We start from the raw sequence: 4,891 nt of genomic DNA on the forward strand, positions 1-4,891 counted from the left end.
ACTCTCAAAAGAATTGCTGGATTTATTTTAACTATATTCTGTTCAATTTTCAAAGACCATATTTTGTTATCGCTTCAAGCGACTTTTTTATCTTATCACTTACTCAACTTTATGTCAATAACTTTTTCCAAAGTTTTTTAACTTAGTTTCGTTAGCAACGATATTTATCTTATCACCATAATTAGGTTATGTCAATCATTTTTTAAAACAATTTTATAACCATCAGTTGCATTATTGCTACTGTTCATTGGCAACGAAGTTTATATTATCATTAACTAAATTCCTTGTCAACTTAAAATATGCATATTTATATTAATATTTCACTGTAATAGTTTACTCCACTATTTAATTTAAAAATATTATAAAACTGATTTCATCTTTAACTTCTATATTAATATATAATAGGATTATATAAGTAAGCTATATATAACCCTATTATACTAAAAGTTTATAATATTGATATCTTTATAATATATAAGATATAAAATCATCTTTTAAGTTATAATTAATTGTTTTTTATTTTGTTAAACATTTTGTTCAATTTATTTACAAATTTTTGTTCATTTTTTTGCTTTTCCAATTCATTCTTATCTATTAATCTTGTAATGTCCATTATAGGCTTTATTTTATCTATAGCATCTTTATGTCCTTTAAACATTCTTTGTTTTATTACATTAGAATCAAATCCCATTATTTCTTTTAAATCATATTCCTCAATATCCTCAGGTATAATCTCTATAAAACTAGTGTTAGGATATAACGATTTATCTATAAAACTATCATTAGCTAAATGTACCACTATAATAATATTACAACCTTCACCATACACAGGTTGTATAGGCACATTATCTCCTACTCCTCCATCTAAATATTCAGCATTATTTATTTCTTGACTATCATATATCATTGGAACAGCAGATGTTGCCCATAATATCTTTTTTATATCTTCTACAGAATTATCATTAATATAAAAATACTCAGTTTTAAGATCTGGTAATCTAGTGCATGTAGCATATCCTTTTATTTTAGAGTTCTTAATAGCATCAAAATCCATTTTATCTACAAACTCATTCATACCTTCTCTAGTTAATGTACCCGCCTTTAGAGCCTTTGGTATATATTTTCTTATAAAGTTTATATTCTTAGCACCTATTGCGTACAATACACCTTTAACTAATAATTCTTTCTCATCTATAGGTAACAATTGCTCTTTCTTTACATTACACCAAAACTCCTCAGCCATTTCATATGCATTCTGCTGAAAAAGCATTGCATTAACAGCTCCTATAGACGTTCCAGATACAACTTCAATATATTTATCTATACCTAGCTCAATAAGTGCTTTCCAAACACCAATTTGATATGCACCTCTTGCCCCTCCTCCAGCTAAAACTAAACCTATTTTCATATTATCCTCCTATAATTTAGATTGATAAATATCAATTACCATGTCCTAATGCTTTAATAATGATTAGTGCGGTATCTTCTATTGCTCTCTGAGTTACGTCAATAGTTTTACACCCTAACTTTCTCATAGTCTTATCTGCAAATTCAAACTCTTCTAATATTCTTGCATCACCAGCATATTCTATATTTGATGGTATTCTATGAAATTTATCTAATCTACGTTTTCTTATTTCTATCAATTGAAGTGGATTAATTGTTAAGCCAAATACTTTATGTTTATCTATTTCATATAGTTCATTTGGAATCTCTACTTCAGGAACAAGTGGTATATTTATAGCCTTTATGCCCTTATTAGCTAAATACATACAAAGTGGTGTCTTTGAAGTTCTTGAAAGTCCTACTAAAACCACATCTGCATTTTTTAATCCTCTATAATCTTTACTATCGTCATATTGCATAGCAAATTCCATAGCTTCAATTCGCTTAAAGTATGCTTCATCAGTCTTCCACATAGCTCCAGGATCATACTGTGGTTGTTGATTTAATAAAGATGAAGCTACATTTATTATTGGTCCTAATACATTAACTACTGTAAGATTGCTTTCAATAGCTTTTTGTGTTAAATATTCCCTAACATTTACAGTAATGATAGTTGATACTATCATAGCATTTTCTTCCTCTTTAATTTCTTTGATTACTTCTTCTACATCTTCTAATGTTTTTACATATGGTACTCTCTTAATTTTAACCTCGTCATTAAACTGACTAGCTGCAGCTTCTGCTACTTGATCTGCTATCTCTCCTATTGAATCTGATACTGCGAAAATTTTCAACATTTTAATACCCTCCATTTACCTAATTTTACGCTTCTGTAAAATCTAAATTTTAGAAATATTTACATATTATTTATTATACCAATATTTTATAATAAATTTCTATTATAATGAATTGTTAATATATATATGTTAAAATTATTAATATAAACTTAAATTTAGGAGGCTAAAGATGAAAAATATTTATAACAAAGATAAGCTTCTTACTATAGGAATACTTCCTATCATGTGGCTTATATACTTTGCTTTTGAGATTGTAACTGGAAGAGTAAAAGATTTATATACACTTATCCTAAACTTATCATTAGTTTTTGTATTCGCATTTGTTGGATATATTATCTATTATCTAAGCAATAAATATTCTGATGGCTTTAAAAGCAAAAAGCTATTTATAATTTTTATTATTCTAATGTTAATAGATCAAGGTAGTAAACTAATAATTAAATTTAACTTCTTCGATTCATATTATGAAATAATTCCAAGATTCCTATCATTTGATCCTATAATAAATACTCATGGTTCTTGGTTGAATGCTAGATTTAATTTTAATATTAGTTTTCCATTATTAATACTAATTAATTTCATAGCTTTATTTATTTTCTTTGAATTCTACAGATATATAAAATTTAAATCAGGTAAGAATACATTCTGGGGAGATATGTGCTTTGTATTTATATTTGCAGGAGCTTTATGTTCTTTAATAGATAAGGTATTCTACGGTGGTAGTCTTGACTTTATAGGAATTAGCGACTTATTTATAGCAGATATAAAAGATATATATATCAATCTAGGATTACTATTCTTTATAATGGCTACATATAAAAGTGACTTTTTAAAAGATGATGGTAATTCTTCATTAAAAGATGATTGGCAGGCTATAAAGAACTTTTTAGTGTTTATCAAAAATGATATAAAAAGAAGTATAAAAAAAGAAAAGGCATAAATAACCTTTTCTTTTTTTTATATGTAATGCTAAGCAAGTTTACTTATGAAAAAATCACTTCTAAATTAGAAGTGATTTTTTGGTGGCTTACCGGGGAATCGAACCCCGGACACCTTGATTAAAAGTCAAGTGCTCTACCGACTGAGCTAGTAAACCATCTTACCTGGCAACGTCCTACTCTCCCACACAGTCTCCCATGCAGTACCATTGGCGCTATAGAGCTTAACTTTCCTGTTCGGAATGGGAAGGAGTGTTTCCTCTATGCCATCATCACCAGATTTATTTATCTTTTGTATATGTCCCTCGACAAGAATTTATTATATAGAGTTTTTCTACAAAAGTCAACATTTTTTTGATATATTTTTTTTAAAACTTTTTTTCTTTTATTTCAGCTGCTACAAACCTTGTGTACAAGCCATTCTTAATTGTAATTCATTGTTTAATTTCTATAGGTTTTTATTTTCTTTATTATATATAAATAAATCTGGTGATGATGGCATAGAGGAAACACTCCTTCCCATTCCGAACAGGAAAGTTAAGCTCTATAGCGCCAATGGTACTGCATGGGANTTTTTTTATATGTAATGCTAAGCAAGTTTACTTATGAAAAAATCACTTCTAAATTAGAAGTGATTTTTTGGTGGCTTACCGGGGAATCGAACCCCGGACACCTTGATTAAAAGTCAAGTGCTCTACCGACTGAGCTAGTAAACCATCTTACCTGGCAACGTCCTACTCTCCCACACAGTCTCCCATGCAGTACCATTGGCGCTATAGAGCTTAACTTTCCTGTTCGGAATGGGAAGGAGTGTTTCCTCTATGCCATCATCACCAGATTTATTTATCTTTTGTATATGTCCCTCGACAAGAATTTATTATATAGAGTTTTTCTACAAAAGTCAACATTTTTTTGATATATTTTTTTTAAAACTTTTTTTCTTTTATTTCAGCTGCTACAAACCTTGTGTACAAGCCATTCTTAATTGTAATTCATTGTTTAATTTCTATAGGTTTTTATTTTCTTTATTATATATAAATAAATTTTTTAAATTATTTTATAATATATTTTTTATTTTTTCTTCTATACACTTCAAATATCTTTCAAGATATACATAAGACGATGGTCCCATTTGAGAATCTCCATCTTCTCTAATAGAATAAGCTTAAACATACTTTGGATCAACATCTAATAATTATTCATTGAAATTTTTTAATCTTTCAAAATCAACAGATGTTACAGTTCTAATTATCCTACTTCTATCTAAATCTATTAACTTATAAACATCATAAGCTATCATATAAACAAGGTTAGAAATAATTATAAAATATCCATAAAAGCCACTTTCCATAATCAGATTAATAATAAATTCTACTAATTTAGCTAACATATGTAATGTATCAATTATAGCTTGGGCTGGTTTAGGTGGAGCTCCAGCAGCTATTACTACTGTATCTACCTCTATACATTTACAATAAAATTTATTTAGTATACAAAAAAGACCTAAACAATAAGCTTAGGTCTTGGTGCGCCATCAGGGATTCGAACCCGGGACACCCTGATTAAGAGTCAGGTGCTCTACCAACTGAGCTAATAGCGCATATTACCTAGCAATGTCCTACTCTCCCACACAGTCTCCCGTGCAGTACCATTGGCGCTGTAGAGCTTAACTTTCCTGTTCGGAATGGGAAGGAGTGTTTCCTCTACGCC

Annotated in this window: 4 protein-coding genes, 3 tRNA genes and 4 rRNA genes; 2 read left to right on the forward strand and 9 right to left on the reverse strand. The window is 28.9% G+C overall.

Annotated features, from left to right (window positions below):
* Window positions 1-505: 505 nt before the first annotated feature.
* Both ARA56_RS16065 and ARA56_RS16070 read right to left on the reverse strand, forming a co-directional pair.
* Window positions 506-1,408 carry a patatin-like phospholipase family protein gene (locus tag ARA56_RS16065; protein WP_055268498.1) on the reverse strand — a complete coding sequence of 301 codons (903 nt, stop codon included), beginning with the start codon at window positions 1,406-1,408 and terminating at the stop codon, window positions 506-508.
* 31 nt (window positions 1,409-1,439) lie between these two features.
* Complete coding sequence (locus ARA56_RS16070) at window positions 1,440-2,243, reverse strand: pyruvate, water dikinase regulatory protein (protein WP_055268500.1); 804 nt, start codon at window positions 2,241-2,243, stop codon at window positions 1,440-1,442.
* A gap of 169 nt (window positions 2,244-2,412) precedes the next feature.
* On the opposite strand from ARA56_RS16070, the gene ARA56_RS16075 reads away from it, so the two are divergent.
* Complete coding sequence (locus tag ARA56_RS16075; protein WP_055268502.1) at window positions 2,413-3,183, forward strand: signal peptidase II; 771 nt, start codon at window positions 2,413-2,415, stop codon at window positions 3,181-3,183.
* An 80-nt stretch (window positions 3,184-3,263) separates the two neighbouring features.
* On the opposite strand, the gene ARA56_RS16080 is transcribed toward ARA56_RS16075, so the two are convergent.
* Window positions 3,264-3,339, reverse strand: a tRNA-Lys gene (locus ARA56_RS16080).
* 5 nt (window positions 3,340-3,344) lie between these two features.
* Window positions 3,345-3,461, reverse strand: a 5S ribosomal RNA gene (gene rrf, locus ARA56_RS16085).
* 205 nt (window positions 3,462-3,666) lie between these two features.
* Here rrf (ARA56_RS16085) and rrf (ARA56_RS16090) point away from each other — a divergent pair.
* A 5S ribosomal RNA gene (gene rrf / locus ARA56_RS16090) occupies window positions 3,667-3,776 on the forward strand.
* A gap of 45 nt (window positions 3,777-3,821) precedes the next feature.
* On the opposite strand, the gene ARA56_RS16095 is transcribed toward rrf (ARA56_RS16090), so the two are convergent.
* The 5 genes from ARA56_RS16095 to rrf (ARA56_RS16115) all read right to left on the reverse strand — a co-directional run.
* Window positions 3,822-3,897: transfer RNA gene (locus ARA56_RS16095), tRNA-Lys, on the reverse strand.
* 5 nt (window positions 3,898-3,902) lie between these two features.
* Window positions 3,903-4,019, reverse strand: a 5S ribosomal RNA gene (gene rrf / locus ARA56_RS16100).
* 357 nt (window positions 4,020-4,376) lie between these two features.
* Entirely contained in the window at window positions 4,377-4,673 is a 297-nt protein-coding gene (locus tag ARA56_RS16105) for a lactate/malate family dehydrogenase (RefSeq protein WP_084759096.1), read from the reverse strand.
* A 32-nt stretch (window positions 4,674-4,705) separates the two neighbouring features.
* Window positions 4,706-4,781 (reverse strand) — tRNA-Lys (locus tag ARA56_RS16110).
* A gap of 5 nt (window positions 4,782-4,786) precedes the next feature.
* Window positions 4,787-4,891: ribosomal RNA gene (gene rrf, locus ARA56_RS16115) — 5S ribosomal RNA — on the reverse strand; the annotation flags it as partial.

It is taken from the genome of Clostridium disporicum (genome assembly GCF_001405015.1).
Lineage (GTDB): Bacteria > Bacillota > Clostridia > Clostridiales > Clostridiaceae > Clostridium > Clostridium disporicum_B.